The organism is Rhizobium rhododendri, assembly GCF_007000325.2.
In the GTDB taxonomy this organism is placed as follows: Bacteria; Pseudomonadota; Alphaproteobacteria; order Rhizobiales; family Rhizobiaceae; genus Rhizobium; species Rhizobium rhododendri.
This window is the reverse complement of the sequence record NZ_CP117267.1, coordinates 1,741,948-1,764,825: the sequence shown is the minus strand read 5'-3', so window position 1 is coordinate 1,764,825 and position 22,878 is coordinate 1,741,948. Positions and strand designations below refer to the sequence as shown.

At 59.8% G+C, this 22,878-nt stretch carries 24 protein-coding genes, 1 tRNA gene and 1 riboswitch; of the genes, 21 read left to right on the top strand and 4 right to left on the bottom strand.

Going from position 1 to position 22,878, the window contains the following annotated elements:
• Positions 1-128 precede the first annotated feature (128 nt).
• From PR018_RS08680 to PR018_RS08620, 13 genes are all read left to right on the top strand, one after another.
• Positions 129-386 (top strand): type II toxin-antitoxin system Phd/YefM family antitoxin, encoded by a 258-nt coding sequence (locus PR018_RS08680; protein WP_142829200.1) that lies wholly within the window; start codon positions 129-131, stop codon positions 384-386.
• A gap of 4 nt (positions 387-390) precedes the next feature.
• On the top strand, positions 391-813 hold the full coding sequence (locus PR018_RS08675; protein WP_142829198.1) for a type II toxin-antitoxin system VapC family toxin: 423 nt from the start codon (positions 391-393) through the stop codon (positions 811-813).
• 81 nt (positions 814-894) lie between these two features.
• Entirely contained in the window at positions 895-2,124 is a 1,230-nt protein-coding gene (locus PR018_RS08670; protein WP_142823133.1) for an aminotransferase-like domain-containing protein, read from the top strand.
• 226 nt (positions 2,125-2,350) lie between these two features.
• The gene (locus PR018_RS08665) at positions 2,351-3,328 is read left to right on the top strand and encodes an ABC transporter substrate-binding protein (protein WP_142823132.1); all 978 of its coding nucleotides are present in this window, start codon (positions 2,351-2,353) and stop codon (positions 3,326-3,328) included.
• A 34-nt stretch (positions 3,329-3,362) separates the two neighbouring features.
• A complete protein-coding gene (locus PR018_RS08660) occupies positions 3,363-5,057 on the top strand; it encodes an ABC transporter permease (RefSeq protein ID WP_142823131.1) in 1,695 nt (564 codons plus the stop codon).
• Complete coding sequence (locus tag PR018_RS08655) at positions 5,045-6,079, top strand: ABC transporter ATP-binding protein (protein WP_142829196.1); 1,035 nt, start codon at positions 5,045-5,047, stop codon at positions 6,077-6,079. The genes PR018_RS08660 and PR018_RS08655 overlap by 13 nt, the downstream gene beginning before the upstream one ends.
• 85 nt (positions 6,080-6,164) lie before the next feature.
• Complete coding sequence (locus PR018_RS08650) at positions 6,165-7,160, top strand: isopenicillin N synthase family dioxygenase (protein WP_142823129.1); 996 nt, start codon at positions 6,165-6,167, stop codon at positions 7,158-7,160.
• Positions 7,161-7,249: 89 nt separating this feature from the next.
• The gene (locus tag PR018_RS08645) at positions 7,250-7,990 is read left to right on the top strand and encodes an NUDIX hydrolase (protein WP_142823128.1); all 741 of its coding nucleotides are present in this window, start codon (positions 7,250-7,252) and stop codon (positions 7,988-7,990) included.
• Positions 7,991-8,059: 69 nt separating this feature from the next.
• A complete protein-coding gene (locus PR018_RS08640) occupies positions 8,060-8,977 on the top strand; it encodes a PhzF family phenazine biosynthesis protein (protein WP_142823127.1) in 918 nt (305 codons plus the stop codon).
• A 124-nt stretch (positions 8,978-9,101) separates the two neighbouring features.
• A tRNA-Lys gene (locus PR018_RS08635) sits at positions 9,102-9,177 on the top strand.
• 229 nt (positions 9,178-9,406) lie between these two features.
• On the top strand, positions 9,407-9,640 hold the full coding sequence (locus PR018_RS08630) for a hypothetical protein (protein ID WP_142823126.1): 234 nt from the start codon (positions 9,407-9,409) through the stop codon (positions 9,638-9,640).
• A 372-nt stretch (positions 9,641-10,012) separates the two neighbouring features.
• Positions 10,013-10,459 (top strand): putative pterin-binding protein, encoded by a 447-nt coding sequence (locus tag PR018_RS08625; RefSeq protein ID WP_142823601.1) that lies wholly within the window; start codon positions 10,013-10,015, stop codon positions 10,457-10,459.
• Positions 10,460-10,465: 6 nt separating this feature from the next.
• Entirely contained in the window at positions 10,466-12,817 is a 2,352-nt protein-coding gene (locus PR018_RS08620) for a putative bifunctional diguanylate cyclase/phosphodiesterase (RefSeq protein WP_142823125.1), read from the top strand.
• A gap of 21 nt (positions 12,818-12,838) precedes the next feature.
• Here the strand turns inward: PR018_RS08620 and PR018_RS08615 are convergent, their stop codons facing one another.
• Positions 12,839-13,447, bottom strand: coding sequence for a YkoF family thiamine/hydroxymethylpyrimidine-binding protein (locus PR018_RS08615; protein ID WP_142829194.1), 609 nt, complete (start codon positions 13,445-13,447; stop codon positions 12,839-12,841).
• A riboswitch (TPP riboswitch) is annotated at positions 13,442-13,555 on the bottom strand. (Overlaps the previous gene by 6 nt.)
• 157 nt (positions 13,556-13,712) lie before the next feature.
• Between PR018_RS08615 and xth the strand changes: the two genes are divergently transcribed.
• Positions 13,713-14,483: an exodeoxyribonuclease III gene (gene xth, locus PR018_RS08610; RefSeq protein WP_142823123.1), complete on the top strand. Its 771-nt coding sequence runs from the start codon at positions 13,713-13,715 to the stop codon at positions 14,481-14,483.
• Here the strand turns inward: xth and PR018_RS08605 are convergent.
• Genes PR018_RS08605 through PR018_RS08595 form a run of 3 tightly spaced genes read right to left on the bottom strand, consistent with a single transcriptional unit; the run spans position 14,467 to position 15,786 of the window.
• Positions 14,467-14,955 carry an NUDIX hydrolase gene (locus tag PR018_RS08605; protein WP_142823122.1) on the bottom strand — a complete coding sequence of 163 codons (489 nt, stop codon included), beginning with the start codon at positions 14,953-14,955 and terminating at the stop codon, positions 14,467-14,469. The genes xth and PR018_RS08605 overlap by 17 nt on opposite strands.
• A gap of 1 nt (position 14,956) precedes the next feature.
• Positions 14,957-15,220, bottom strand: coding sequence for a hypothetical protein (locus PR018_RS08600; protein WP_142823121.1), 264 nt, complete (start codon positions 15,218-15,220; stop codon positions 14,957-14,959).
• A gap of 29 nt (positions 15,221-15,249) precedes the next feature.
• Positions 15,250-15,786, bottom strand: coding sequence for a hypothetical protein (locus PR018_RS08595; RefSeq protein ID WP_224127724.1), 537 nt, complete (start codon positions 15,784-15,786; stop codon positions 15,250-15,252).
• Positions 15,787-15,799: 13 nt separating this feature from the next.
• Between PR018_RS08595 and PR018_RS08590 the strand changes: the two genes are divergently transcribed.
• From PR018_RS08590 to PR018_RS08560, 7 genes are all read left to right on the top strand, one after another.
• Entirely contained in the window at positions 15,800-16,657 is an 858-nt protein-coding gene (locus PR018_RS08590; protein ID WP_142823119.1) for an SDR family oxidoreductase, read from the top strand.
• A gap of 17 nt (positions 16,658-16,674) precedes the next feature.
• Positions 16,675-17,157: a pyridoxamine 5'-phosphate oxidase family protein gene (locus PR018_RS08585; RefSeq protein ID WP_142823118.1), complete on the top strand. Its 483-nt coding sequence runs from the start codon at positions 16,675-16,677 to the stop codon at positions 17,155-17,157.
• Positions 17,158-17,596: 439 nt separating this feature from the next.
• Positions 17,597-19,033, top strand: a complete 1,437-nt coding sequence (locus PR018_RS08580) for an FAD/NAD(P)-binding protein (protein ID WP_142829192.1) — start codon at positions 17,597-17,599, stop codon at positions 19,031-19,033.
• A 161-nt stretch (positions 19,034-19,194) separates the two neighbouring features.
• Complete coding sequence (locus PR018_RS08575; RefSeq protein WP_142823116.1) at positions 19,195-19,656, top strand: RrF2 family transcriptional regulator; 462 nt, start codon at positions 19,195-19,197, stop codon at positions 19,654-19,656.
• A gap of 185 nt (positions 19,657-19,841) precedes the next feature.
• On the top strand, positions 19,842-21,335 hold the full coding sequence (locus PR018_RS08570; protein WP_142829190.1) for a sensor histidine kinase: 1,494 nt from the start codon (positions 19,842-19,844) through the stop codon (positions 21,333-21,335).
• On the top strand, positions 21,332-21,778 hold the full coding sequence (locus PR018_RS08565) for a response regulator (protein ID WP_374108266.1): 447 nt from the start codon (positions 21,332-21,334) through the stop codon (positions 21,776-21,778). The genes PR018_RS08570 and PR018_RS08565 overlap by 4 nt, the downstream gene beginning before the upstream one ends.
• A complete protein-coding gene (locus PR018_RS08560) occupies positions 21,775-22,833 on the top strand; it encodes a histidine kinase dimerization/phosphoacceptor domain -containing protein (RefSeq protein ID WP_142823114.1) in 1,059 nt (352 codons plus the stop codon). Before PR018_RS08565 ends, PR018_RS08560 begins: the two co-directional genes overlap by 4 nt.
• The last annotated feature ends 45 nt before the right edge of the window (positions 22,834-22,878 follow it).

The window sequence follows — 22,878 nt, the reverse complement described above, 5'->3', positions numbered from 1 at the left end:
GGCGAAAGCTTCGGCCTTTTTCGTATGTTGGGTGGATCCGTACGGCTTAGGAGTGACGCAGGACCGGACAAATAAAAATTGATTTTGTCCATGTGCGGAATAGAGTGGAGTCGTAGCAGGAGGTTGGTATGCGTCAGTGGCCTGTACAGGATGCAAAGGCACGGTTCAGCGAGATGCTAGAGGCCTCTCTTGACCAGGGACCGCAGCTTGTCTCCAAGCGCGGTATGCCGGCAGCAGTGCTTGTGTCCGTTGCTGATTGGGAAAGCCTCCAGCAGAGGGTCAAGCCCAGTCTGAAAGATATTCTACTTGCTCCTGAGCCTCGTGTGGATTGGGAAATCCCTGATCGCGCCAACTGGAAGTCTCGCGAGATTCCGGATTTCGAGTAGCGGGATGTATCTTCTCGATACCAACGTGGTCTCCGAGTTGCGGCGTCATCGTCCTCATGGTGCTGTCGTCGCCTGGATAAAGTCGGTTTCGAGCGAGACAATCTATCTGCCTGCTGTGGTCATTGGCGAAATAGCAATCGGCATTGAGCGTACATCGGTCTCCGATCCGGTCAAAGCGCAGGAGTTATCCGAGTGGCTCGATCAAATCCTTAATACTTCCCAGTGTATTAGCGCCGATGCCCAAACTTTTCGCATTTGGGGTGGGCTTACGCATCGTCTCGCGCCCGATTTGCTCGCGGACGCCCTGATCGCGGCGACTGCGGTACAACGAAACATGATAGTGGTCACACGCAATGTCGGCGATTTCATAAAGCTCGGTGTTCAAGTCCTGAACCCCTTCGAATTCGCAGTAGATATTCTGAAATAATCAAAAATAGGTCAGCATTGTTGACTTATCTTTTATTGCGTGGTTAGCTTCCCGAAAGACACAAAATTACGAGGAAGCCCCATGTTGAATTGGGAAAACATCTTTGCGACGCGCTCGAGCCGGATGCGCGCCTCTGAAATCCGCGAATTGCTGAAGCTGCTGGATCGGCCGGACATCATCTCGTTCGCGGGCGGGATTCCCGATCCGGAGCTGTTTCCGAAGGAGGCGTTCAAGCAGGCCTACGCCGACATCTTCGACGGTTCGACTGTCGATGCAGCCCTGCAATATTCGGTCAGCGAGGGTTACAAGCCGCTGCGGGAGTGGCTCGTGCAGCAGATGGCCAGACTCGGCGTTGCCTGCGGCCTCGACAACGTGTTCATCGTCTCCGGGTCGCAGCAGGCGCTCGATTATCTCGGCAAGCTGATGCTGTCTCCCGATGATACGGCTCTCGTCACGGCGCCGACGTATCTCGGCGCGCTGCAGGCCTTCAACGCCTACGAGCCGACTTACGACCGGTTGACGCCGAACGGCAACCGCACGCCGGGTTCCTATCGCGCTGCTGCGGAAAAGGCCGGTGGGCGGGTGAAGTTTGCCTATCTGTCTCCGGATTTCGCCAATCCGACCGGTGAGACGATTGACCTCGAGGCGCGCGAAAAGCTCATCGACCTCGCCGACGATCTCGATATCGCCATCGTCGAAGATGCCGCCTACCAGTCGCTGCGCTACGACGGCAACCCGATCCCGCCGATCCTTGCCCTGGAGATTTCCCGCAAGGGCGATATCGAAGCAACGCGGACGATCTATTGTGGCAGTTTCTCCAAGACCATGGCACCGGGTCTGCGCGTCGGATACGTTGTTGCCAACGCTCAGGTAATCCGCAAGCTGGTGCTGATGAAACAGGCGGCGGATCTTCACTCCTCCACCATCAACCAGATGGCCATTCACAAGGTCGTCGAGCATGGTTTCCCGGCCCAGGTTGCCAGAATCGGAACGGTCTACAGGCGCCGCCGGGACTGCATGCTGGCAGCCCTTGCGAAGTACATGCCGGCAGGGACCCACTGGACGAAGCCTGAAGGCGGCATGTTCATCTGGGTCACCTTGCCAGAGGGCATGGATGGAGCGACGCTGCTTGCGAAATCGCTGCAGACGGCCAAGGTCGCATTCGTGCCGGGGCAGGCGTTCTTTGCGGATCGATCCGGCGCCAACACATTCCGGATGAGTTTTTCCCGTGCCGACGACCAGCAGATCGAAGAGGGCATTCACCGCCTGGCGGACCTGATTGCGAACGAGATCGTCTCCGAGGCGGCCTGATCTTAGCGTTTGCTCGAGGTAGGCGTTTTGTCCTGCCGTTGGTGATTTTGAAATCCTTATATCTGGGGGCCGGGCAGCTCGTTTGCCTGGCGCATCCGGCGTTGTTATGCAGTTCCTATCGGTTGAGCACGCGACCGTTGCAAAATGCAGTTGATTGCACGCCGGCCTGTCACACATCTGTAAAACGCCGTCCCTATGGGAAGTGCAAACCAATGAGGACCGAGCCATGAAGACGATCGCTACCGCCGCCGCGCTGTTTGTCGCGAGCCTCGCCGGATTGCCGGCCTCCGCTGCCGACCTCGTGCTCTACACCAGTCAGCCGAACGAAGATGCACAGGCGACCGTCGATGGCTTCATGGCCGCCAACCCATCGATCAAGGTCGACTGGGTGCGTGATGGCACACCGAAGATCATGGCCAAGCTTCAGGCCGAGATGGCCGCCGGCAATCCCGTTGCCGACGTGCTGCTGATTGCCGACACGGTCACGCTCGAGCGGCTGAAGGAAGCCGGCAAGCTGATGGCCTACAAGTCGCCGGAAGCGGTGAACTACGATGCGTCGCTCTATGACGCCGGTGGTTACTATTATTCGACCAAGCTGATCACGACCGGCATCGTCTACAACACCGCCGCCGCCATGAAGCCGACCAGCTGGCAGGATTTGACAAAGCCGGAAGCCAAGGGCCTCGTGGTCATGCCGAGCCCGCTGACATCAGGTGCGGCGCTCATCCATGCGCAGACGCTTGCGGGCGTGCCGAGCCTCGGCTGGGAATTCTACAAGAGCCTCGCTGCCAATGGCGCGATAGCATCCGGCGGCAATGGCCAGGTGCTGAAGTCGGTGGCTTCAGGCGAGAAGGCCTATGGCATGATCGTCGACTACATGCCGATCCGCGAAAAGGCCAAGGGCGCACCGCTCGCCTTCGTCTTCCCGACCGAAGGCGTATCCGCCGTCACCGAACCGGTTGCGATACTGTCGACCGCCAAGCATGCAGAGGCGGCCAAGGCGTTCGTCGACTACGTGCTGTCCGAGAAGGGGCAGGCTGGCTTCGTCAAGCTCGGCTATATACCGGCGCGCAACGGCGTTGCCATGCCAGAGGGCTTTCCGGCGCGCAGCACGATCAAGGTGCTGCCGCTGGATGCTGCTGCGGCTGTCAAGAATACCGATCAGGATCTGAAGACCTTCTCCTCGTTCTACGGTTCGAAGTGAGTTAAAAGACCCTGTCGATCAACCTGGACCACGCATGACAGACTATCTTCGCCGGGGAAACGGCCAGCCAGCCTGGCTGTTTCCCCTTGTCGTCCTTGCCGTTCTGATCCTCTCGGCCCCGCCACTGGTGCGGCTCGCCGTTGCCGGCATCGCAGCGTTGCTGCACGGCGGCGCCTATGATCTCGTCTCCGATCCCGGCCTTTGGCAATCCACCTGGTACACGGTCGAGACTGCGGTGATCGGCACTGTCATTTCCGTGGCCATCGGCTGCCTGTTTGCCTTCCTGCTCAGTCTCACCGATCTCCCCGGAAAGGGCATTCTCAGTTTCCTCTTCGTGCTACCGATGATGATCCCGCCGCAGGTCACGGCGCTCGCCTGGGTGCAGATGAGCGGCCCCTCCAGCCCGCTGCTCAAAGCACTCCACATCGCGCCGCCGCTGGGGTCGCCACAGCCGCTCTATTCGATCGGGGGTATCGCGTTGCTCTACGGTGTGCAGCACGCGCCGCTGGTCTATCTCGCTCTGCGGGCCGGCCTGATGGCGTTGCCGCGCGATGGCGTCGAGGCTGCCCGGCTTTCCGGCGCGGGTGGCTTCCGGGTTTTTCGCGATGTCATCCTTCCGCTATCGATGCCGGGCATCGTTGCCGGTGCTGCGATCGCCTTCGTCTCGTCCATCGGCAATTTCGGCATTCCGGCGATCCTCGGCATTCCCGCCTCGATCTTCACGCTGTCGACGTTGATCTTCACCAAGTTCTCCGCCTTTGGCCCGCGCACATTCGGGGATGTCGCCGTGCTGTCGTCGATCATCGCGGTCATTTCGATTGCCGGGCTTGCGTTGCAGAACCGGGCGCTGCGAGGGCGGGATTACCGCGTCATCGGTCTCTCCGGTGCGTCAGCTGCCTTTGCGCTTGGACGCTGGAAACTTGCCGCCGGACCGCTGCTCTGGGGGCTGGTCTTCATCATGCTGGTGGCGCCATTCCTTGCGCTTGTCGCCGGCGCGCTGGTGCCTGCCTACGGCGTGCCGCTTTCGTTGAAGACGGCATCGTTGCATGCCTTCGAGGAAATCCTGTTTCACCAGTCGGTGACACGGGTCGCTTTTGGCAATTCGCTGTTTCTCGCTGGCGCCACAGCGCTCGGCCTGCTGGTGCTGACGGTGCTTGCCGCCTACGTGCTGACGAAGCGGCGGGACCTTGCCAGCCGGCTGCTGGCGGGGCTGATCGACATTCCCTATTCGCTGCCGGGGATCATCATCGCTGTCTGCTTCATCCTGCTGTTTGCAGCGCCCCTGCCGCTCATCCATGTCACGCTCTACGGCACGATCTGGATCGTCCTGCTTGCCTACTTCTCGGCCTATTTTTCAGTCAGCCTCAAACCGGTGATGAGCGCGTTCCTGCAGCTTGATCCGGCGCTGGAAGAAGCGGCGCGGCTCTCGGGGGCAGGCTTCCGGCGCCGCCTGGTCGATATCATCGTGCCGCTGATAGCGCCGGCCGCCGGTGCCTCTGTCATCCTCGTATTTCTCATTGCCTGCAACGAGTTGACGGTGTCGGCGCTGCTCTGGTCGGCGGGCACGCAGACGCTTGGCGTGGTCATCTACAATCTCGACGACAGCGGCAGCTCCGACCTCGCATCTGCGATGTCCGTGCTGGTCGTTGCGATGGTGGTTCTCCTGATGCTGCTTCTGGAGCTTCTGGCCAATCGGCTGCCGAAGGGAGTGGTGCCGTGGCGCAGCTGATCCTCGATACGCTCAGCAAGGATTTCGGAACGGGTCGCGCCGCCGTCGAAGGACTTTCGCTGACCGTGCGCGAGGGTGGGTTCCTCGCGCTTCTCGGGCCATCCGGTTGCGGCAAGACGACGGTGCTGCGGATGATTGCCGGTTTCGAGCAGCCGACGGGAGGTTCGATCCATCTCGGCGACCGTTTGCTTGCCAATGCGACATCCGCGCTCCCGCCGGAAAAACGCAATATGGCGATGGTATTCCAGTCCTATGCGCTGTGGCCGCACATGAACGTCGCCGATAATGTCGGCTATCCGCTCAAGGTCCGTGGCATTTCCGGTTCGGACTATCGCGACAGGGTGATGGAGGCGCTGCGCACCGTGCGGCTTGGTGATTATGCCGAGCGTCGGCCGGCCGACCTCTCCGGCGGCCAGCGACAGCGGGTGGCGCTGGCGCGCTGCCTGGTGACATCGCCCGACGTGGTGCTGCTCGACGAGCCACTCGCCAATCTGGACCGGCATCTGAAGAAAGAGATGGAGGAAACGTTCCGCGAGTTTCACCAGCGCTCCGGTGCCACGATGGTCTATGTGACGCACGACCAGAGTGAGGCGATGGCGCTGGCAACGGATGTTGCCGTCATGTCCGAAGGCCGTTTGCTGCAAGTTGCCGAACCCGCCGATATCTATGCCCGTCCCGAGGGCAAGCTGGTGGGCAGCCTGATTGGCCAAGGCAGCATTCTTTCGCTGCCGCTATCGCCCGAGACGGTCGGGCGAGCCCTCGACTGGAGGGCGCTGGCGCCTCTGATAGCGGGTTCGTCGAGCAGTGGTGGCGCATTTATCGATATTCTGGTGCGTCCGGAGGACGTCATCGTCGATGCCGAAGGGATCGAATGCAGCGTGGAGGCGGTGCTTTACGAGGGCGAGCGCTATGCCGTGCGGCTGGCTCTGCCCGATGGCCAGGTCCTGCGTGCCTACACCCGCCATTCGGTATCACCGGGCGACCGAATACCGGTCGTCATCCGCGCCGGCTGGAGGCTGTAGCCACTGAATGGCGATCTCCCTCATGAGGTGGTTGTCGCCCTCTGCCAGCTGTGTTTCAGTCGAGTGTCGTTCAAAAGGAGTCGCCATGCAGAGCACAGCTTTTCCAATCTTCGATCTCGGCGCCTATGAGGCTGCAGGGGCTTCCGATAAGCGAAGGCTTGGCAATGTCGTCGATGATATCTGCCGCTCGACAGGCTTCCTGGCAATCGCCAACCACGGCATCAGCGACGGCATTATTCAGGACATCTGGGCTACGACAAAGGCCTTCTTCGACTTGCCCGCGGCAGAGAAACAGCAGGCCAGTGCCCCTTATCCTGGCTACCCCTACGGTTATCTCGGGCCCGGCACGGAAGCGCTGGCGAAATCGCGTAACGTCGAGACACCGCCTGATCTGAAAGAGAGTTTCAATGGCGGGCCGCTGGCCGTACCGCCGGGTATGACGGATACGGAGGCGCTTAGCTTTTGCTATGCGGCGACGATCTGGCCATCTGCGCCGCAGGGTTTCACCGAGGCCTGGAAGAACTACTATACCGCAATGGAAGACCTGGCTGCGCGGATCATGCGGGTGTTCGCGACGGCACTGCAGCTCGACGAACATTTTTTCGATGCCCATATCGACGCTCCCATCAGCGCCCTCAGAGCTCTCAATTATCCGGAACAGGCAGTGTCTCCCAAACCGGGGCAACTGCGTGCGGGTGCGCATACGGACTATGGCAGCCTGACGATCCTGCTCCCGCAGCCGGGGTCCAAAGGCCTTGAGATCATCGCACCGGACGGCAGCTGGACACCGGTGCCGCCAGTACCCGGTGCATTTGTCATCAACATAGGCGATCTTATGGCGCTGTGGACAAACGACCGCTGGGTCTCGACTATGCACAGGGTGGTCAATCCGTCTGCGGAGGAGGGTGGGCTACAGCGTCGCCAGTCATTGGCCTTCTTTCACCAGCCGAACTGGTTTTCGGAAATCTCCTGCTTGCCATCGTGCGTGGCGCCAGGCGATAGCCCGAAATATGCCCCTGTCCTTTCCGGCCCCTACCTCATGGGCAAGTTCAAATCGACCGTCACAGGAAAGGCCGGCTAAATTTCCCGATATCGAGATGCCATTGATGCGGTGGCTTGCACAGGCAGCACGCATCTCGACTTTCCGACCTCATGACACTGGAATTTATAATGAACACGACACGCATCGAAGAAACCGCCGGATGGCCGCCTGAGAAGACTGTTTTTGCGGTTCCTGCCGTAGAACTGCGGGTGCTGGCCGGCGACCATCCGGTCCATCTTGCCAATGCCGATGCCATCACGGCCAACTGGGCAGCGGAGATTGCCGCCAACCCGACGCTGTTCGACGGCCGGATGGTGTTCCAGCGACGTCTGGAGATCACCTCTGCCGGAATTCGCGGCGAGGGGCACGTGGTGCCGTTCTCGTCCTTCATGTGGTGGCGCAAGCAGGCGGATCGCAGCGGCGGCTTTCATCTGTTCGGCTATCCCGTCATAGCAAGCTCCGATGGGGCGCTGGTGGCAATCAGGATGGGCGCGCATACCGCCAATCCCGGCCAGGTGTATTTTGCTGCCGGCTCGCTAGACGAACACGATATCGTCGACGGTTTCTGCGACATAGCCTCCAATATGCGTCGCGAGGTAGGGGAGGAAACCGGGCTCGATCTGGACCTTGCGACGGCCGATGGCGGATATTACGGGGTCCACCAGAACAGCACCGTCACGCTGTTTCGCATTTTCCGTTTTTCGCAGACGGCGGAAGAATTGGTGGCGGCAATCGAGCGGCACATGATTGACGACGAGGAGCAGGAAATTGCCGGCGCTGTGGTCATTCGTTCGGCCGATCCGAAGGCTCAGCCCTACCACGGGAGTATGGTGACCATCCTCGACTGGTATTTCAATCGGCAGGCTTGAGCCAGTCGCCTTGCACTTGGCAGCGCGGTCGGGCAGGTTGCCCGTCGTCGAAGATTTCAGGAGGCTGATTTGGCTCGCAGTTACGGCATCTACGATGTGTTCACCGATCGCAAACTGGCCGGCAATCCGCTGGCCGTGATCTTCGACGGGGACGGGCTCGGCGACGCGGAAATGCTGTCGATCGCGAGAGAGATGAACCTTTCGGAGACTGTCTTCGTCTGCTCGTCGACCAATCCTGCCCACAGCGCCAGCTTGCGGATATTCACGCCCGGGCGTGAACTGCCGTTTGCCGGCCATCCGACCGTCGGCACCGCTATAGCTCTTGCCGAGCGCAATCATGCCGGAAATGGCGGCGAACTCGATCTGGTGTGCGTGCTCGAGGAGAAGGTCGGACCGGTGCGCTGCGCCGTTCGCCTCCGCCAGCGACAGGCGAGCTTTGCCGAATTCGACCTGCCGCGCAAATCGCAGCAGATCACCCTGCCGCTCGACAGGCTCGGTATAGCCAATGCCCTGGGATTGCAGCCGAGCGAACTCGCCTTCGAGAATCACGTCGTGTCGCTGTGGTCGGCGGGCGTGCCGTTTCTGCTCATTCCCGTGCGCGACATCGGCACCGCCGGGCGTGTGGAGTTCGATCCGCAGCTCTGGGAGAAGACTGTGCCCTTCGTCGACGGGGCATTGGCCTCGGCCTACCTCTACTGCCGAGGCGCGGTCAACCACACCGCAAAGTTCCATGCGCGGATGTTTGCCGCCGGCATGGGTATCGTCGAGGATCCGGCAACGGGGTCCGCAGTCGCTGCGCTATCCGGCGCCATCCACCACTTCGACCGGTTGCCGGATGGCCATCATCCGATCATCGTCGAGCAGGGCGTTGAGATGGGCAGGCCGTCGCTCATCCATCTTCACATCGATGTCACCAATGGCGAAATCTCCAATGCGCGTATCGGCGGACAAGCTGTTCGTATCGCGTCCGGAACGCTGGATCTTTGATTTTAAAGGATTTTCTGACTTATCCGGTTTTTTTTGACAATTCGGCAAAGAAAATTCGTCAATCGGCTGGACAATGAAAGCGATCCTATTTATATCGCCCTCACACCGGAAGAACAAGCGGTGCGGGTGATTAGCTCAGTTGGTAGAGCAGCTGACTCTTAATCAGCGGGTCGTAGGTTCGAGCCCTACATCACCCACCAAATTCTCTTTAAAATCAATTTTTTGTAGGTATTCTTCGAGGATACCTACGGTCTTGGTACGCACGTTCCCGTCTGGACCTTTCCGCGAATTCTATAAAATTCGTTAAGGAATTTCGCGCTTAACGCGTCATCCGATAACCCCACCATTGTGCCGAATGCGTCATGTTACTAAGTTATGGGTATCGGGACCTGCGAGGAGGATCGCCGATGGTCGATCAGGGAGGTGATGATGATCGAGGCTTCCACGCTTTTTCACGCTTCTGTTCATTACAGGGGCATTGCGCTGCATAATGGCGTACTCACCCTGCCACGCCTGCGGGCCATCGTTGGCAAGACGGCCCCGAAAAAGGCGAAAATTACCGATGCGGATATTGTCCGTGCGGTCACAAGCCGGGACGGGACATTCGAACTCGACGGATGGCGGATCAAGGTCTCTGCCATCCACCAGGTCGATCGCCCTTAGTGCTGTCCAAGCCCTTAATGTTGTCCAAGCCAGGTCTTTTTCAAAAGTCTGGAACAAAAGTGCTCGCTGAAGGGTTGCGCCGGCAGAATACAGAACTTTTCAGTGCAATTGAGCCGGGATCAAAATGCCAGCCTGCACGTCAGGCGCGCTGTAGATAGTGATCTGCCTGGCCAAGACCGGCTTTGGGAGATTGCCCGGCAGCAAGAGCAGTTGCAAATGATTGATCGGGTGATAACTGACCTTTCGGGGTTACCGGATTAAGAATTTTCAAGCGCACATATTTTAAAATTATTCGAATCGGAGCTTTTCTTGCGACAGTTATTTTGGGCGGTTATCGCAGTCGCCGTCGGTCTTGCGGTGTCATCGGCCTCAATGGCGCAATCTCTTGCTGCGCCGAAGTCTGCGCCGATCCTGGTGATTTCGGGTGACATCACAAACACCAATGTTGCGGGGACTGCGCAGTTCGACCTGCCTATGCTGGAGGCCCTCGGCATGGAAAAGATGTCGACCAAGACGCCCTGGTACGAGGGCGTGGTGACGTTCGAGGGCGTGCCTATGGACAAGCTGATGAAGATGGTCGGCGCCAAAGGCACAAGCGTCCGCGCAGTCGCACTCAACGACTACGCCATCAACATCCCGATTTCCGATTTCGCCGAGTACGGCACAATGCTGGCGATTAAGCGCGACGGTCAATATATGCCAGTTCGCGACAAGGGACCGCTGTTTATCGTCTATCCGTTCGACAGCAACAGCGAGTTGCAGACGCAGACATATTACGGCCGATCAGCCTGGCAACTCGCCAAGCTCGTCGTGGAGTAACAGGCGTTGCGAAGCACCACCGTTGCGTTCAGGAAGATCCAGTGGGTGCTCGCCGGGGTGGTCTGCTTTTTCGTCCTTTCTTCTTCCTATCTCTCCTATGTGATCATCGAGCGGCAGGAAGCCCTGCATCAGGTCGCAGGCTATAACGAGACCTGGAGCGTCAGCCAGACGTCTTCGGAATTGCTGCGGCTTGAAAAGACGCTGCTGGCCTATTCGGTCCCGGGTAGCGGCGTGTCGTTGAAAGATGTGCGGCTTCGGCTGGACATCATGTTCAATCGTCTCGGCGTATTGGAAAATGCCACCTTTCGAAACTTTGTCCGCAACGACAATTTCAACAAGGTGGCCATTGAACAGCTGAAAACGGCGCTTGATACGATCGACCGTTCGATGCCGACGAGCGATACGGCGCCATTCGATCCCCAGCCGGCACTGAAGATCCTCTCCGATATCGAGCCCGATGTCATTGCGCTCGGTTCAGCTGCAATCGAAAGCGGTGCTAAGAAGATCGATGAAGACGAGGCCGGTCTGGAGCGGCTGCATCTGATCTATACGGGCCTGACCGCTGGCCTCATCCTCTGCGGCATCGCTCTGATCATCCTTCTTGTCCAGCACAACCGGCTGCTTGCGCGCGCGCGCGACAAACTCAACAGGGCAACGGAAGAGCTGCAGCGCACATCGCGGGAAACCGACGCGCAGAATTTCCGCTATCTGACGGCCTTCAACAACATGACGCAGGCGCTGTGCATGTTTGACAAGGGCGGCCGCATGATCGTCTGCAACGACCGTTTCTCGACAATGGCGGCGCGGCCGCGCGGCATCGCCAGCGGTACGTCCATTGACAGCATTGCCAAAACCTCCGGGTCCGGGTCGGGTTCTTCGACCTTCGAACAGCTTCTTGCCCTCCAGATTCCGCTGATCAAGGAAGCGCGACGCGGCGTCTTCATGCATGAGGCTTCCGATCGCAAGGCCTACGTGGTGACCCACGAGCCGCTGCCGGAAGGCGGCTGGCTTGCTACCTACGAGGACATCACGGAGCGGCGTCGGCTGGATGCACGCATCGCCCACATGGCCCATCACGATGCGCTGACCAATCTGGCGAACAGGGTGCTGTTCATGGAGATGCTGGAGCGCAAGCTGAAGGAGGCAAAGCGCGACGGCGACGCGGTGGCCGTATGTTTCCTTGACCTCGACGGCTTCAAGGATGTCAACGATACGATGGGGCACCACGTTGGAGACGAGCTTCTGCAGCGGGTATCGCAGCGCCTGCTCGCCCATGTCGGCCCTCGAGATGTCGTCGCCCGCATCGGCGGCGATGAGTTTGCTGTCATCAATATTCTCAAAGCCAACGAGGATTTGAGCGAGGAAGCCAGCGAGAAGGAGGGCCTTGAGCTGCCGATCCGGCTGGTTGCAGAGCTGACGCGTCCTTACCTGCTGGACGATCACGAGGTGACCATTGGCGCCAGCGTTGGCGTGGCAAAGTTTCCCCAGCATTCCTCGGATCCGGAAGAACTGTTGAAATACGCGGATCTGGCCATGTACGAGGCCAAGGCCGAAGGCAAGGGACGCGTGCGCGTCTTCCGTCCTGACATGGACGAGCGGCTGCTGGCGCGAAAGGCGCTGGAAGTTGATCTGCGCAAAGCGCTCAAGCGGCGCGAGATGGAAGTTTACTACCAGCCTCTCGTGGACACCGCGACGCGTCAGGTATCCGGCTATGAGGCGCTGTTACGGTGGAACCATCCCCGGATGGGTCAAATCCCGCCAATGGACTTCATCCCGATTGCCGAGGATACTGGGCTGATCGGCGCGCTCGGTGCGTGGGTGCTCAATCAGGCCTGCGCCGATGCCGTGCGCTGGCCTGACCACATCACGGTCGCCGTCAATCTTTCTCCGATCCAGTTCCGTAACGACAACCTGATCCAGACGGTCGTCGCGGCCCTGACGGATAGCGGGCTCGAGGCAGGCCGGCTGGAGCTGGAAATCACGGAATCCGTCCTGCTCGATGCAGGCGCCCATACGGCGTCGACCTTGCTGGCCCTCAAGAAACTCGGCATCTCGATTGCTATGGATGATTTCGGTACCGGCTATTCGTCGCTGTCCAATCTCAGAAGTTTCCCCTTCGACAAGATCAAGATCGATCGGTCGTTCATCCGCGAGTTGACCCTGCATTCGGAATCACTGTCCGTCGTCCGGCTCATCACCGCTCTTGCCCAGACCCTGGGGATGTCGACGACGGCGGAGGGCGTGGAGACCGAGGAGCAGTTCGCCGTCCTCCAGGAGATCGGCTGCACGCAGGTTCAGGGCTATCTATTCGCCAAACCGAAACCGGCGCGGGACCTCGGCATCGATCCTCGACAGTAATGCAGGCGTCCCCCGTCGATGTCAGGATGACGAGGGGCTATGGGCGGATACAGTGATATCGAGCGTGACGTGGCCCATGGTCGGGCCAAAGCGGCAGAAGGCCTCGTTGATCGTCGCAAAGATGGCGCCGGCGTCGCCGCGCAGCTTGGTGCAGAAGTTCTTCGAACTGTGGAACACGCCGGAGTGCTTGAGGAAGTCGATGCAGCCGTAGATCTCGTCCATGTGCTGATCGATGCCGAGAACGTAGAGCGAGAATTGCGCGGAGACAGTCTCTCCCGTCAGGGGCGTTTTGCGAACGGCTGCGAGAGCCGCCTGCTTGCGTTCTTCGAGCGGAAGGGTGCTGACCATGCTGGTGCTTGGCGTGCAGATCGGATCGTCGGGTTCGCCGGGGCAGCCGCGCGAGACCGTGGCGTGCAGTACGCAATGCTTGCCCGATGAGGCTGCCGCCACGAAGAGGTCGCGCATCGCTGGAAAAAGCACGTCCGTCGAGCCGACCAGCAGCGTCGATAGATCGTCGGTCGAAACCCGCATCTGGTCACGATAGGGGTCCAGAGCGCCGAGCGCGCCGTGGATGACGCCGACGAAATCGTCGGTCATCGGATAAAGTGATATTTGTGCGCCTGAAAACATTTTAGCCCGCCTCGCTCCGCTGGTATTATCCAGATCAGCTTTTAGGGTTTGGAAGCATGCACGCTTCGGTCTCAGCCCCGGCAATACGGAGCACCCCTGTCGATCCCCCCTGATAGCATGGACCGGAAAAGATAAAAGCAGATTTTTCCCGGGTCGACCGAGGGAGTGGAATTGCAAGGTCATCGCAGGCCGCATGCATCCTTTTGCAGCCTGACCCGTTGGCGATGCGAGAGTTGCGGCTTGCAACGCGGAGGGACGCTGTCAGATGAAAATCGCGACCTACAATGTAAACGGCGTGAATGGCCGGCTCGAAAACCTGCTGCGCTGGCTCGACGAATTCAATCCGGACATCGTCTGTTTGCAGGAATTGAAAGCGCCAGACATCCGCTTTCCGGCGCGCGAGATCGAGGGGGCGGGCTACGGGGCGATCTGGCATGGCCAGAAAAGCTGGAACGGCGTGGCAATCCTGGCGCGGGACGCTATGCCGCTGGAGACCAGACGCGGGTTGCCCGGTGATGACAATGGACAGAGCCGTTATATCGAGGCGGCAATCGGCGGCGTCCTGGTCGGCTGCCTGTACCTTCCGAACGGCAATCCGCAACCGGGCCCGAAGTTCGAATACAAGCTAGCCTGGTTCCAGCGCCTCGCAGACTACGCGCGAGAGCTTCTGGAACTCGAAATCCCGGTCGTCCTAGCCGGCGATTTCAATGTGATGCCGACCGAACTCGATGTTTATAATCCGGAGCGCTGGATCGACGATGCGCTATTTCATCCGGATGTCCGCCACGCTTTCCGGGAACTCGTCGATCAAGGCTGGACGGACGGGATCCGGCGGATGCACCCCGATCAACGGATCTATACGTTCTGGAAATATCTCCGCAACGCCTATGCCCGCGACGCCGGTTTACGCATAGATCACTTCCTCCTCAGTCCCTCGCTGGCCGAGCGGCTGTCCGACGCCGGGGTCGACGGGGACGTCCGCGGCTGGGCGCATGCCAGCGATCATGCTCCCGCGTGGATCACGCTCGACGACTAGGGACGTCAAGGCGCTCCATGAATGCCTTGAATGCCTCTAGAAACGGTCGTTGCCCCCGCAGCAGCTTGATTTCCGCCTGATCGAGATCGAACCAGCCGGCGCGGTCGACTTCCGGAAAACTTTGTATCTGGCCGGATTTCGGAGGCCATTGCATTTCGAAACTATTGCTGACAATCGCGTCTGCATCGATCTCGGCATTGGCCGCAAAAGCGACGACGACTTTGCCACCAGGCTGTCTGATTTCCCCGAGCAGCGTGAACGGACCGTCGAGGCTGGTGCCGATCTCCTCGCGGACCTCCCGGCGGGCAGCGGCGAGATCGTCCTCGTCCGGTTCGATGCCGCCTTTTGGAAGCGACCAGGCGCCTTCGTCCTTGCGGGCCCAGAAGGGGCCGCCGGGATGGACGAGCAGGACTTCGGGTGCCCCATGTGTGGCAAAGCGGTAGATCAGTACGCCGGCACTGCGTTTCACCATCTCAACTCTTTGCGTCAGCCTTGAGGGATAGCCCGAAATCTCGATAGACACTGAGACAATCGGTATAGCTGAGAGTTCTGCTCTCGCCATAAGAAACATGGGCGTTGGAAGCGCCTATACCTGCCTCTTCGGCGACGAACAGGATAGCCTCACCCAGTGACAGGCCTACAATCATGTCGTCGGCGCCGTCATCGCTGTCGATCCCTGTTATCGTTGCGGCAAGTGCGCGCTTGGAGAAGACGATCTCTCGCTCGGCTGGCCTCATTTCTGCGGGTCCTTACGTTCGGCACGGCTTCAGCCGCGCAATTCTGGATACTTGCGCTGCAGTTCGCTGTCGTCGGAGCAGGAGGTGTCGACTGCGGATAACTCGACCGATACAGCTTCCCCGACGTCGAGTTCGCCATCATGAAGGAGTTCGACCTGGTCTCCATCGTGCCTGACGAGGGTCGCAGACGATGTGAATCCGCGTTTTAGCAACCAATCGCGGGGTGCCTTGACGAGCAGGGTAACAGCAAACTTGCCATCCTCTTTTTCGGTCGCGACAGTCACGCTGTAGGAAACTGGCGCGGTTTCGTTGGCCAGCTCAAGCTTGCCGGTCGCGTCTGCCTTGTGCAGGGTGTTGGTCATGATGATCCTCTCATTGTCATGTTCAGAAACAAATTCGGGCCCTTGAAGTTCCGATCCGTGCCGTCCGATGGCGAGCGTGACAAATTGCCGAACGCTCATCCGCAGCCTGCAGGCTTCAGTGCCGCCATCCTTCAGATTGAATTCGGAGACTTTGGTGGGGAACCATGACGCGCAACGCTGGTTAGTCTGGTCCAAGCCGACCAAAAGGAGACAGGCCATGAACGGTTATCCCAAGCCGCCATTTCCCACGCAGCCACAGTCCATCCCCGGCAAGACGGCCCGGATGGATCCGAAGCCCGACCACGGGGAGAGCTCCTACAAGGGGTCCGGACGTCTGGCCGGAAAGCGTGCCGTAATTACCGGCGGCGACAGCGGCATCGGTCGCGCCGTCGCAATCGCATTTGCGCGGGAGGGTGCGGATGTACTCGTTTCCTATCTCGATGAGCACGAGGACGCAGCGGAGACGAAGCACTATGTCGAAGAGGCCGGACGGAAGGCGGTTCTCGTGCCCGGGGATATCCAGGATGCAGCCCATTGCCGGGCGATCATCGACAAGGCCGTATCCGAACTCGGCGGCATCGACATTCTCGTCAACAATGCCGCCCACCAGAATACCTTCAAGGATATCGCGGAGATCTCCGATGACGAGTGGGAGCTTACCTTCAAGGTCAACATCCACGCTATGTTCTACCTGACAAAAGCAGCCGTCGAACACATGAGCCCCGGCAGCTCGATCATCAATACGACCTCGGTCAATGCCGACATGCCAAATCCGACGTTGCTTGCCTATGCCACGACCAAGGGCGCCATCCAGAACTTTACGGGCGGATTGGCACAGATGCTGGCCGAGAAGGGGATTCGCGCCAATGCCGTTGCGCCGGGCCCGATTTGGACGCCGCTTATCCCATCCACCATGCCGGAAGAGAACGTTACCAACTTCGGCAAGCAAACGCCAATGAAGCGGCCGGGGCAGCCGGCGGAACTCGCAACAGCTTACGTCATGCTTGCAGATCCGCTGTCGAGCTATGTGTCCGGTACCACTATTGCAGTCACCGGCGGCAAGCCGTTCATCTAGTCAAAAGAGGAAATGTCATGACACAGGAAAACGAAAAGGTCGCACGCACCTGGGAATTGATGGAGAAGATCCTCTTCTGCATGCTTTCCACCCGGGTCGGCGAGGACATCCGTTCGCGGCCAATGGCAGCCCATTTCGAGCCGATTGAAAATGCGATCTATTTTCTGACGGATGTGGCTAGCCACAAGGACGAGGAAATTGAGCGCCGGCATAATGTCGGCCTGTCCTTTGCCGACACGAAGGGCCAGAAGTACGTTTCCGTGACGGGCGATGCAGAAGTGTCTAACGACCGGGAGCGGATCCGCGAACTTTTCTCGACGCCCGCCAAGGCCTGGTGGGAAAGCGCCGAAGATCCGTCTATCCGCGTGCTGAAAGTTACGCCGAAATATGCGGAATACTGGGATAGCCCCGGCACCGTGGTCAGCTACGTCAAAATGATTGCTGCAGCCATGTCGAGCGCGAAGCCCGACATGGGCGAAAATGCCAAGGTCTCGCTTTAAGGACCTGAGTTTCTTCAGCCTTTTAATTTTGGCCCGGCAGCCCATTCAAACTTGCCGGTTGAGCCTCGAGAGTATGTCGGTCCGAAGGTCTCCTCAGATCTTCGGGCCGATTTTGTTTATCAGCGATGGCTTCTTCCGTTGGCCATCGCCAGTGCGAATACGCCGCAGAGTACAGCAACCAGCAGGTAGTCGAATGCTGTCAGCAGTCTGAAGATTTCCATGTTTTTCTCCTCCTCAAGAGCGCGTCCAGTGTACTCCTCTTTGGATGGGTCGTCATGAATAAAATTCAGGGTTGCGGAAAAGCTCGAAAAAACATTCCGCTGCCCGTCTCATGAGGGGAAGCCCTTCCCTTGTCACGCCGCCACCAGCGTATATTGATCGCGCGACGCCCGGAGTAGAGTTCGGCTTCCGGCAGGCGATGCATAAAAAGGACTGGCTGATGCTTTCTTCGCCCGAGACTATTCCTGTTGTTGCCATTGTTGGAGGTGGTGTTTCAGGGGCGGCGGTTGCCTACCATCTGGCGGGAACAGGTCTGTTCGGCAGGCAACAGATCGTGCTCTTCGAACCACGGGCATTGCTTGGCGCAGGTCTCGCCTACGACACCGTCGAGCCTGCCCACCGCATCAACGTGCCATCCACCCGCATGAGCCTGTTTCCGGATGATCCAGAGCACTTCCAGCGCTGGATCGATACGAACGGGGCTCTTGGCGACGATCCCGACGCACTGGCAGCCAGCGGCGCCCTCTATCCGAGGCGCGGTCTGTTCGGGCGCTACATGAACGCGATGATCCGGCCGCTGGTCGAGAGCGGTTCCGTCCGCCATGTTCGCGAGCGCGTGCTCTCGGCCGATCGCCTTAATGGCCGGTGGCATCTGACGGGCGAGGGCGGTTATGTTATCGACGCCGATATACTCGTCATTGCGACCAGCCATCCGGCACCGTCCGCACCGGAGCCGCTTGCCAGTGTTCTTGCCGGAGATCCGCGCTTCGTCGCCGACCCTACCCGGCGGGGCGCGCTCGACCCGATCGGTGTCGACGACCGTGTGCTGATCGTCGGCAACGGGCTGACATCGGCCGATGTCGTTGCAGCGCTTGGCCTGCGAGGCCATCGGGGACAGATCACAGCGGTATCACGCCGAGGCTTGCGATCGCGCGGTCATCCTTCGATGCCGCAGGATCCGTTCGGCGATTTCACCTCCGAGCCTGCGCAGACTGCATCAGGACTTCTCAAACGCGTGCGGGCGGCCATTCGCGAAGCGGGCAGAGAGGGGCTTAGCTGGCATGCGGTCATCGATCAGGTGAGGGGCCAAGGCGAGGCGCTATGGCGCGGCCTGCCGGTCGAGGAGAGGCGGCGGATCGCGCGTCACCTTCGGCCGTTCTGGGACGTCCACCGGTTCCGTGTCGCGCCGCAAGTCGAGGCCGCCAGCGAGGAGGCAATCGCCGAGGGTCGAATGACCGTGCTGGCTGGCTCCGTGGCCGAAGTTTCAATCGACGAGGATCGCATCCGCTGCGTGCTGCGGCTCGGGCGGTCGCGCCAGCGTGTGGAGCGGCATTTCGATGCGGTGGTGGTCACAACGGGGCCGGGGCATGGCGGCATCCTTCGCAGCCAGCCCTTCCTGGCAGGTCTGGCCGAACGGGGCTATCTGGTGAACGACCCAACGCGACTCGGTCTCGACTGCAATGCAAATTCACAAGCGATCGGTGCGTCCGGCACGGCGACGGAATCCCTGTTCATATCGGGACCGCTGGCGCGCGGTACATTCGGCGAACTGATGGGCCTGCCGCAGGTAACGGAGCACGCGGTCTTGGTCGCATCCGGCGTTGCAGATACGGTCCGTGCAATGTTTCCAGCGACGCAGCGCCTGCACAGCATCTAGCGGGTTGCGGCCGCCTCTCGTCCAAACGCAATTTTATCGTCTTATAAGCCTGCAATTTCTGAGATATCGGCTTGCCCGCGCGCTCTCCCGGCGTTACGCAGCTTGCGTGATTGCCGATCAGCGAGATGCTGCGGTCGTGCGTCTTCAGGTAAGCGAATCTCATGCTGACAAAAAAAGGAAAATACGGTCTCAAGGCGTTGGTCGATCTTGCTCGTCTGGGCCCGGGCGAAACCGCCTTCATCAACGACGTTGCTCTGCGCAACAACATTCCGAAGAAGTTTCTCGATGCGATTTTGCTGGAGTTGCGAAATTCCGGCGTGCTGCGCTCGAAGAAGGGCCCGGGAGGCGGCTATTCGTTGTCTCGTCCCGCTGCCGAAATTCGTATCGGCCATGTGATCCGCACCCTTGACGGGCCGCTGGCGCCAATCCGTTGTGCAAGCCGTACTGCCTTTGAAGCCTGCGACGACTGTGCCGATCCGGCAGGCTGCCAGGTACGGAGGTCGATGACCGTGGTTCGCGACGCCGTCGCAACGATCCTCGACAATATGACGCTTGAGCAATTCGTGGCGAGCGGGACGCAAGGGCTGGATGCTGAAGAAGCGCTCGTTTCCGTGACGGGCTAGGCAGACCAAGTCACCCGGGCTTCCAATAGGCGACCTAACGAGATGCCACGAATATCGATTATTTTTCAGAGGCCTGGGAACCATTTCAATCCAGGGGCGTTCCCGAAGGGATCGGTGGCGTCGCTACAGGCGCATCTCGTCTGGCCTGGCCTGATAACGGTCGGCATGGGTGCATCGTAGCGAAGATGATACGTTTCAATAAATCGATTTCCAGTTCCATCCCTGCGATCCTGACCGTTGGCGCGATAACGCTGCTCCTTGTTGTCCTCGGCGCCCTTTATTTCAGCGGTCGTGCGGCGGAGGAGGCGGACAGCGCTGTCGATGCAAGCCGCCTCAACAATCGCGTGCTCAACCTGCTGAGTTCGGCGCAGGACGCCGAAACCGGACAGCGCGGCTATCTTCTGACCGGCGATGCGCGTTATCTTGCGCCGTTCACAAAATCCGCAGTGTCGATCCCGGCCGAAATCGCCGCGCTCACGCCGCGCCTGCTCGAAATCGGCGTTCCCCAGTCTTCGCTGGACAATCTCAGATCCCTCATGGATCGAAAGCTCGCGGAGATGAAACGCACGGTGGACCTGCGTTCCGCCGGCGATACTGCCGGTTCGATAGCGTTGGTCGAATCGAATGTCGGGATCGAGCTGATGGATGAAATCCGTCATGAGATCAATGTTATCCAGCAGCGCGGCGTCGTCAATTCGGGCGACCATATCGCCTCGCTCAGGGCATCGACAACGTCACTGTCGGCGATCATTGCCGTCAGTGCGGCCTTGCTCGTGGCACTAGCCGCCGGCGCGTTCAAGCTTATCCGCGATCACCACAGGCAGATCGAGGCGGCACGACTGCAGCTTGCCAGTGCGAACGAAACGCTGGAAGAGACCGTGGTAGCCCGCACTCAAGGGCTGCAAAGGGCAAACGACGAGCTGCAGGCCTACGCCTACATCGTCAGCCACGATTTGCGCGCTCCGCTCGTCAACATCATGGGCTTCACGGAGGAGCTCGATCGTGCCGCACAGGTGTTCAAGTCATACCTCGAGAAAAACAATGCCGATCTCACAACGATCGAAGGTCGTGCGGCCATCGAGGCCGTCGACACGGATATCCCTGAAGCGCTTGGTTTCATTCGGACTTCGATGCGTCGGATGGACAATCTGATCAACCAGATCCTTGTGCTCGCGCGGGCCGGAAACCGCGAACTGCACCGCGATCGGATCAAGCTGTCGGAGCTGGTCGAGGACACGTTGGGTACGCTCCGTCACAGGCTCGACGAGGCCGAGATCGAAGTCGATATACAAGGCGTGCTTCCCGAGGTGCAGTCCGACCGGCTAGCTCTGCAGCAGATCGTCGGCAACCTGCTGGACAATGCCATCAAGTACCTGGACCCCTCACGGCGCGGTAAGATCTCCATTTCCGGCAGGCGCCACGGTATGTTCGCGAGCGTCGAAATCAGCGATAATGGACGGGGAATCGCTGCAGGCGACCAGGAGAGGATTTTCGAACTGTTCCGGCGCTCGGGCAGACAGGACATGCCGGGCGACGGCGTTGGCCTTGCCCATGTTCGTGCGCTGGCCCGGCGTCTCGGCGGAGATGTTACCGTTAGTTCCGAGCTGGGGCAGGGGACAACGTTCGAAGTTAAGATTGCTGCCGATATGGCCCGATTGAAAAGAGAAGATTCGAAATGATGAGTTCCCCGAATACCGTCAAGATCATCATGATCGAAGACGATGAAGGCCACGCACGGCTGATCGAGAAGAATATCCGTCGCGCCGGCGTCACCAACGAGATTGTGCCCTTTGTCACAGGCGGAGATGCGCTCGACTTCATGCTTGGCAAGGATGGCAGTGGCGAGCCTTCGCGTGGGCAGCCCATCCTCATCCTGCTCGACCTCAACCTTCCCGACATGAGCGGGCTGGATATTCTCCAGAAGGTCAAGGCCAACGAGCACACGAGGCGGGCAATGGTGATCGTTCTGACGACCACCGACGACCCGCGCGAAATCGCCCGTTGCTACGACCTCGGCGCCAATGTCTATGTCAGCAAACCGATGCAATACGACAAGTTCGTGCATGCGATACAGCAGCTCGGCATGTTCGTTGCCGTCATGAAGATCCCGGAGGTGGAATGATAGAGCTGGATGCTGCGGCGGATGCTGCGATCCATATTCTCTATATAGACGACGATGAAGCACTCGGCGTGCTGACGCGCAAGAACATGCAGCGTCGCGGCTACGAGCTTCATCTGGCGAAGGACGGCGCTGCCGGCCTCGCGCGTCTTGCCGAAGGTGGCATTGACGCGATTGTCCTCGACCATTTCCTCGAAGGGGAAACGGGGCTGGACCTGCTGCCCTGCATCGTCTCCGGTGCCGATCACCCGCCGGTCATCTACGCGACCGGGTCGGGAGATGCCGGCGTTGCGGTTGCCGCTCTGAAGGCTGGCGCTGACGACTATGTCATGAAGGGTGTTTCGTCCGATTATTTCGACCTGCTGGCCGCAGCGTTGGCCCAAGGGTTGGAGCGGGCGCGGTTTCGGCGTGACACGTTGCGTGCTCAGGCGGTGATCCGCCATGAACGCGACCGCGCCGAGCTACTGCTCTCCGAAGTCAACCATCGGATCGCCAACAGCCTCGGCCTGGTGGCCGCGCTGATCCGCATGCAGGCTTCCGTCACCAAGGATCAGGTGACCATCGATGCGCTGCAGGAAACGCAGATCCGCATCAATGCCATCGCCAGCGTCCACCGGCGGCTCTACACCAGCCACGAGGTCGGTACCGTCCGGGTGAAGGAATATCTGGAGAGCCTGCTTGCCGAACTCGAGGCGTCCATGCGCGACGAGCAGCGGCCGCATAGTGTGAAGGTCGAGTGCGACGATGTCATACTGTCGACTGACAAGGTGATCACGCTCGGCCTGATCATCAGCGAACTCGTCACCAACGCCTATAAGTACGCCTATCCCGCCGGTCAGACCGGTGAAATCCGCGTGGTTGTCGACCAGACTGGCCAGGGTGGCCTCCGCGTGCATGTCGAAGACGACGGCGTCGGCTTCGACCGGACGGCTCCGGCCAAGGGCACAGGGCTCGGGACCAAGATCCTGACGGCGATGGCATCCAGCCTGAAGTCCAGCATTCTCTACGCTCCCGATCGCCAAGGCACGCGGGCGATGTTGAATTTCTCTATCGACTGATCGATGCGGCGCGCGACTCGCAAGTGCTGTGAAGGTTGCCTTTCT

Bases quoted from the DNA above. Each gene is read 5' to 3' on its own strand.
- PR018_RS08630 (WP_142823126.1), top strand. From the start codon at position 9,407: ATGATCGAGGCTTCCACGCTTTTTCACGCTTCTGTTCATTACAGGGGC.
- xth (WP_142823123.1), top strand. From the start codon at position 13,713: ATGAAAATCGCGACCTACAATGTAAACGGCGTGAATGGCCGGCTCGAA.
- PR018_RS08565 (WP_374108266.1), top strand. From the start codon at position 21,332: ATGATGAGTTCCCCGAATACCGTCAAGATCATCATGATCGAAGACGAT.
- PR018_RS08560 (WP_142823114.1), top strand. From the start codon at position 21,775: ATGATAGAGCTGGATGCTGCGGCGGATGCTGCGATCCATATTCTCTAT.
- PR018_RS08670 (WP_142823133.1), top strand. From the start codon at position 895: ATGTTGAATTGGGAAAACATCTTTGCGACGCGCTCGAGCCGGATGCGC.
- PR018_RS08585 (WP_142823118.1), top strand. From the start codon at position 16,675: ATGACACAGGAAAACGAAAAGGTCGCACGCACCTGGGAATTGATGGAG.
- PR018_RS08570 (WP_142829190.1), top strand. From the start codon at position 19,842: ATGATACGTTTCAATAAATCGATTTCCAGTTCCATCCCTGCGATCCTG.
- PR018_RS08605 (WP_142823122.1), bottom strand. From the start codon at position 14,955: ATGGTGAAACGCAGTGCCGGCGTACTGATCTACCGCTTTGCCACACAT.
- PR018_RS08625 (WP_142823601.1), top strand. From the start codon at position 10,013: ATGGCGCAATCTCTTGCTGCGCCGAAGTCTGCGCCGATCCTGGTGATT.
- PR018_RS08665 (WP_142823132.1), top strand. From the start codon at position 2,351: ATGAAGACGATCGCTACCGCCGCCGCGCTGTTTGTCGCGAGCCTCGCC.
- PR018_RS08650 (WP_142823129.1), top strand. From the start codon at position 6,165: ATGCAGAGCACAGCTTTTCCAATCTTCGATCTCGGCGCCTATGAGGCT.
- PR018_RS08615 (WP_142829194.1), bottom strand. From the start codon at position 13,447: ATGTTTTCAGGCGCACAAATATCACTTTATCCGATGACCGACGATTTC.
- PR018_RS08590 (WP_142823119.1), top strand. From the start codon at position 15,800: ATGAACGGTTATCCCAAGCCGCCATTTCCCACGCAGCCACAGTCCATC.
- PR018_RS08600 (WP_142823121.1), bottom strand. From the start codon at position 15,220: ATGAGGCCAGCCGAGCGAGAGATCGTCTTCTCCAAGCGCGCACTTGCC.
- PR018_RS08680 (WP_142829200.1), top strand. From the start codon at position 129: ATGCGTCAGTGGCCTGTACAGGATGCAAAGGCACGGTTCAGCGAGATG.
- PR018_RS08645 (WP_142823128.1), top strand. From the start codon at position 7,250: ATGAACACGACACGCATCGAAGAAACCGCCGGATGGCCGCCTGAGAAG.
- PR018_RS08575 (WP_142823116.1), top strand. From the start codon at position 19,195: ATGCTGACAAAAAAAGGAAAATACGGTCTCAAGGCGTTGGTCGATCTT.
- PR018_RS08580 (WP_142829192.1), top strand. From the start codon at position 17,597: ATGCTTTCTTCGCCCGAGACTATTCCTGTTGTTGCCATTGTTGGAGGT.
- PR018_RS08675 (WP_142829198.1), top strand. From the start codon at position 391: ATGTATCTTCTCGATACCAACGTGGTCTCCGAGTTGCGGCGTCATCGT.
- PR018_RS08660 (WP_142823131.1), top strand. From the start codon at position 3,363: ATGACAGACTATCTTCGCCGGGGAAACGGCCAGCCAGCCTGGCTGTTT.